The 4,916-nt window shown below is 57.7% G+C and carries 7 protein-coding genes; 5 read left to right on the top strand and 2 right to left on the bottom strand.

Features of this window, described 5'->3' with window-relative positions:
* Positions 1–175 precede the first annotated feature (175 nt).
* Genes rpsJ through FD715_RS22050 form a run of 4 tightly spaced genes read left to right on the top strand, consistent with a single transcriptional unit; the run spans position 176 to position 2,278 of the window.
* Positions 176–490: a 30S ribosomal protein S10 gene (gene rpsJ / locus FD715_RS22065; protein ID WP_039688718.1), complete on the top strand. Its 315-nt coding sequence runs from the start codon at positions 176–178 to the stop codon at positions 488–490.
* Between the two features lie 11 nt (positions 491–501).
* The gene (gene rplC / locus FD715_RS22060; RefSeq protein WP_147115340.1) at positions 502–1,368 is read left to right on the top strand and encodes a 50S ribosomal protein L3; all 867 of its coding nucleotides are present in this window, start codon (positions 502–504) and stop codon (positions 1,366–1,368) included.
* Positions 1,368–1,985 (top strand): 50S ribosomal protein L4, encoded by a 618-nt coding sequence (gene rplD, locus FD715_RS22055; RefSeq protein WP_039688638.1) that lies wholly within the window; start codon positions 1,368–1,370, stop codon positions 1,983–1,985. Before rplC ends, rplD begins: the two co-directional genes overlap by 1 nt.
* Entirely contained in the window at positions 1,982–2,278 is a 297-nt protein-coding gene (locus tag FD715_RS22050; protein WP_039688636.1) for a 50S ribosomal protein L23, read from the top strand. Before rplD ends, FD715_RS22050 begins: the two co-directional genes overlap by 4 nt.
* A gap of 167 nt (positions 2,279–2,445) precedes the next feature.
* Here FD715_RS22050 and FD715_RS22045 read toward each other — a convergent pair whose 3' ends face one another.
* On the bottom strand, positions 2,446–2,787 hold the full coding sequence (locus tag FD715_RS22045) for a phasin family protein (RefSeq protein ID WP_147115337.1): 342 nt from the start codon (positions 2,785–2,787) through the stop codon (positions 2,446–2,448).
* A gap of 152 nt (positions 2,788–2,939) precedes the next feature.
* Here FD715_RS22045 and queF point away from each other — a divergent pair, with 152 nt between their 5' ends.
* Positions 2,940–3,404, top strand: coding sequence for a preQ(1) synthase (gene queF, locus FD715_RS22040; RefSeq protein WP_147115343.1), 465 nt, complete (start codon positions 2,940–2,942; stop codon positions 3,402–3,404).
* 125 nt (positions 3,405–3,529) lie between these two features.
* On the opposite strand, the gene FD715_RS22035 is transcribed toward queF, so the two are convergent.
* The gene (locus FD715_RS22035) at positions 3,530–4,708 is read right to left on the bottom strand and encodes an AAA family ATPase (RefSeq protein ID WP_147115335.1); all 1,179 of its coding nucleotides are present in this window, start codon (positions 4,706–4,708) and stop codon (positions 3,530–3,532) included.
* Positions 4,709–4,916: the final 208 nt, after the last annotated feature.

Raw genomic sequence — 4,916 nt, 5'->3', positions numbered from 1 at the left:
CACCGAGTAAGCCAGTCCAACCGTGGCGGCGGGGTGGAGCCCGCCCTACGGGACCGATGAGATGTAAGGCGGGGTTTGCCCTGCCGCACAACGAAAAAAGACGCGACGAGGGGTGTCGGTGGTCGATGCTCCTCCTCTCCGTTGGAAGCCCGAGTAAGGGAACACGAAAATGGCCATTCAAAGCCAAAACATCCGCATTCGGCTGAAGGCGTTTGACTATCGTGTGCTGGACGCGTCCACGCAGGAAATCGTCAACACCGCCAAACGCACCGGTGCGTCCGTGCGCGGCCCGATCCCGCTGCCGAACAAGATCGAAAAGTTCACCGTTCTGCGCGGCCCGCACATCGACAAGAAATCCCGCGATCAGTTCGAGATCCGTACGCACAAGCGTCTTCTCGACATCGTCGATCCGACCCCCCAGACCGTGGACGCGCTGATGAAGCTCGACCTCGCCGCTGGTGTGGATGTCGAGATCAAGCTGCAGTCGTAAGGAGGGTATAGATTATGCGCTCTGGAATTCTCGCAAAGAAGGTGGGGATGACCCGCCTGTTCATGGAAGACGGCAAGCAAGTACCCGTCACCGTGCTGCAACTCGACGCCCTGCAGGTCGTGGGTCAACGCACCGCGGACAAGGACGGCTACACCGCGGTGCAACTCGGCGCGGGTACGCCCAAGGTCAAGCGCGTGTCGAAAGCCATGCGCGGTCACTTTGCCGCTCAGAAAGTGGAGCCCAAGCGGAAGCTGGTTGAGTTCCGCGTGACCGAAGACAACCTGATCAACGTGGGCGAAGAGATCATCGCCGACCACTATTTCGAAGGTCAGTTCGTCGACGTCACCGGCACCTCGATTGGTAAAGGCTTTGCCGGTGCCATGAAACGCCACAACTTCGGTGGTCTGCGCGCCTCGCACGGTGTGTCGATTTCCCACCGTTCGCACGGCTCGACCGGTCAATGTCAGGACCCCGGCAAGGTGTTCAAGGGCAAGAAGATGGCCGGCCACATGGGCGCCGCGCGCGTCACCACGCAGAACCTGCAAGTGGTGCGCACCGACAGCGACCGTGGTCTGATCATGATCAAGGGCGCCGTGCCCGGATCGAAAGGTGGTTGGGTCACCGTCAAGGATGCGGTGAAAAAGCCGTTCCCTGAAAACGCGATCCTGCCTGCCGCTCTGAAATCCGCCAAGGAAGAGGCGATGAAAGCTGCCGAGGAAGCCGCTGCTGCCGCAGCCGCCGAAGCGGAAGCCGAAGCCAAGCGTCTGGCTGAAGAGCAGGCCGCTGCCGAAGCGGAAGCGCTGAAAGAAGCCGAAGCCTCCATCGAAGCCGACAAGGCCGAAGACGGGGACGACGCCAAGAAAGAGGGTGACGAATAATGAAACTCGACGTCATCAAACTGGACGGCGGCAAGGCCGGTTCGGTCGAGCTGAGCGAGGACCTCTTTGGCCTCGAGCCGCGCGCCGATATCCTGCACCGCATGGTCCGCTGGCAGCGCAACAACGCCCAAGCCGGTACCCACAAGGTCAAGACCCGCTCGGAAACCAGCTACTCGACGAAGAAGATTTATCGCCAGAAGGGCACCGGCGGCGCACGCCACGGTGACCGTAACGCGCCGATCTTCCGCAAGGGTGGTATCTACAAGGGTCCGACGCCGCGTTCGCACGGCCACGACCTGCCGAAGAAGTTTCGCAAGCTGGGTCTCAAGCACGCCCTGTCGGCCAAGGCCAAGGCAGGCGAGCTGGTCATCATCGAGGATGCGGCTGCCGCGGGCAAAACCGCCGCTCTGGCCAAGCAGGTCAAGGACCTTGGCTGGAAGCGTGCGCTGGTGATCGATGGGGCCTCGGTGAACGAGGACTTCCTGAAGGCATCGCGCAACATCGAAGGTCTGGATATCCTGCCGACGATGGGTGCAAACGTATATGACATCCTGAAGCGTGACACCCTGGTGATCACGAAGGCGGGTGTCGAAGCACTGGAGGCTCGTTTGAAATGAGTGCCAAGGCAGAACATTACGACGTGATCCGCAAGCCGATCATCACCGAGAAAGCGACCATGGCGTCCGAAAATGGCGCGATCGTTTTTGAAGTGGCGATGGACAGCAACAAGCCCCAGATCAAGGAGGCCGTTGAGGCGCTCTTTGGTGTGAAGGTGAAGGCCGTGAACACGACCATCACCAAGGGCAAGGTCAAACGTTTCCGCGGCCAGTTGGGCAAGCGGAAGGACGTGAAAAAGGCCTATGTCACGCTGGAAGAAGGCAACACGATCGACGTGACCACCGGTCTTTGATCCGCGGGGCAGGGTGAGCCCTTCCTGATGGAAAGAATGATGGACCCCGGCTGCGATTGCGGTCGGGGTTTTTCGTTGTCCCATGGTGGGACGTGCGCGGGTTCGCCTGAAATCAACGGGTTACAGCGGCGAACTAGGGATTTGTTAGGGTTTTGGCTCGCGCGATCCTACAGTGGGACGTCATCGTATTTGCGGGAAAAGGGCGAGGTGCCGTCGGCTGCGCGTTGGCCCGTGGCGCTGGTCATCAGGGCCATCATGCGGGCCGTCTGTTTGGAATAGTCCTGGGCTGCGTCGCGGCAGTAGTCCGAATGCACCTGCATCAGTGCGGCAGGCGAGGCGCAGGTCATCATGGCCTGTTGGGCGGCGAGCGCCTTTTGCATCCGGTCGAGGGCGAAGGTGCTGCAGGCGGATGTCATCTCCATCCACGCTTGTGCTGCGACGGGATTGAACGCGGTCAGGGGTGCGGTTGCGGGGGTGACTTTTGCGGGGTCGGGCTTGGATTTCGGCATGGCATGTCCTGTTTTGCTGATTTGCACGCAGGATGCCCGATTTTTCCGCCCCCCGCTTTGATCTGGATCGTGTCGTCGCTAGGGTGCCGCAGAAATACAGACAGCATATGGGGCGGCCTGATGACGCCGCCCTGGCCAGAGAGAAAACACGCATGTCCGAGACGATCTACAGCAATCTCAAGCAATTGGGCGGGGCGACGGTCCAGCCCGCCTCACCTGAGGAGGCGGAGCTGGAGCGGGTGCAGAACCCGCAGGCGGATGTGGCCTATAACGTGCGGTTCACGGCACCGGAGTTCACGTCGCTGTGCCCGATGACCGGGCAGCCTGACTTTGCCCACCTTGTGATCGACTATGTGCCCGGGCAGTGGCTGGTGGAGAGCAAGTCGCTGAAGCTGTACCTGACGTCCTTCCGCAATCATGGGGCGTTTCACGAGGATTGTACGATTTCCATTGCGCGGCGGTTGGTGGATTTTCTGGAGCCGCAGTGGCTGCGGATCGGGGGGTATTGGTATCCGCGGGGTGGGATTCCGATTGATGTGTTCTGGCAGATGGGGGAGATACCGGAGGGCGTTTGGGTGCCGGAGCAGGGGGTGCCGACGTATCGGGGGCGGGGGTAGTTTGGTTTTGGGGGCGAACCGCTGTCTGAGCGTTCAATGGCCGCAATGAGCGCAAAACGATTGATGCTGGGGGAAGCCCGAAGGACGGGTTCGGTGACTGGATGCCTATGCTTCGATCCCGTCCTTCACATCGTCCAAACCTTTGCTTCCCTAAGGTAATCAGGGACTTCATCCTCCCGCGCGGCTGGGTGATTTTCCAGAACCATTCGCAGTGTGCGTACCGCGCCATAGGCACTGCTTATTAGATCACGTTGCTCGGCCAGGTACTTCTGATCAAATTCGTTGTCCTCAACCTTGTGCGCTGGTTTTTGACGCACCTTCCGTACCGAACGAAAGTCTGCGAACATTTGCTCCACTGGCTCTGGATCAGCGGGCCGAAACTTCTTAGCTATCCACTCTTCTAGTAACTGGATGGTGCCTTTCGATTGTATGACGGGATTTCCATCCTCATCAGTCAAATTACGGTTCAGATTAACGTCACCTTTGAAAAAGTCTCTGCTAAGGTCGTCGCTTAACATTTGGTCTAGCAACAGGGCAAAATCCCGAAACTCTTTCTTTGTGGGTCTGAGCAAGATACCAAAGCCATGAGGACGCTTGAGTTCACGAAACTCGGTTCGAAAGAGCGGCGGTTTACCCATCTGCATGCAGAACCGATTTATCTGCTTCTTCTCCTCAAGAAACGCATCATAGATTGACATCTTCTCAGGAAAATCACCGATGATTTGGGTGCGAAAGAAATCTGGGTGAAGTCTGTACGAGCCGTCCAGCTCATGCACCGCCATTTGAACCTGTAGCTCTTCTGGCAGATCGTGAAGGTATCGAATGAAGGCAGCGATGGCGCGGTGCATGTCGCTGTCATATGCAAAGCCAAATTCAAAGAATTCTAGTCCGTCCCGAACTACTGCGCGGTCGGCGATCTGCGTCCCATCTTTCTGCAATACTCGACCGTGAATATCGTCAACTTCGAAATCGAAACGTGGGTCATTCCGGTACCACTCAAGCGCACGGAGGTCGAAGGCCCGAAAACTCAACTGAGGGGCACCCTCCTTTAGTGCTTTGGTATACGGTGCAGCTTCATTGGCCCCTGCACCTTGTTCGACAAGTAGCTGTGGGGTGGGATACAGGCACCCAACAAGTGAAGCTTCATCAATTTTTTTCAGCTGAACGTCGATAGGTTCTGCTTCGAATGCCTTGATATGTGGGTTTGGGTGACTGTCGCCGCGAACAAGGTCCAACCGACCGCACGCGATGAGTTCTTTGATCACTTCCACATCCTCAGATTGCGTCAAGTGCGCCACGCCCATTCCATTGAAGTCTCCGGATTGTAGGTAATTATCCAGAACCGCCGTGAGGATTTCTTTAGTTCGGTCTTATATCAAACTTCACCTATTTAAAACGCTTACTCTAGCTCAGCCTAAGCTCCTCTTATTTAAAACCGGCGGTAAAGCTAATCAATTTGTCCTATTGGGAGCCGGTCCTTTGCTTGAAGACGGCACAGGTCCGCTTCGTCTT

This window comes from Tateyamaria sp. syn59, from assembly GCF_007995245.1.
In the GTDB taxonomy this organism is placed as follows: domain Bacteria; phylum Pseudomonadota; class Alphaproteobacteria; order Rhodobacterales; family Rhodobacteraceae; genus Tateyamaria.
This window is presented reverse-complemented; position numbering and strand designations above follow the sequence as displayed.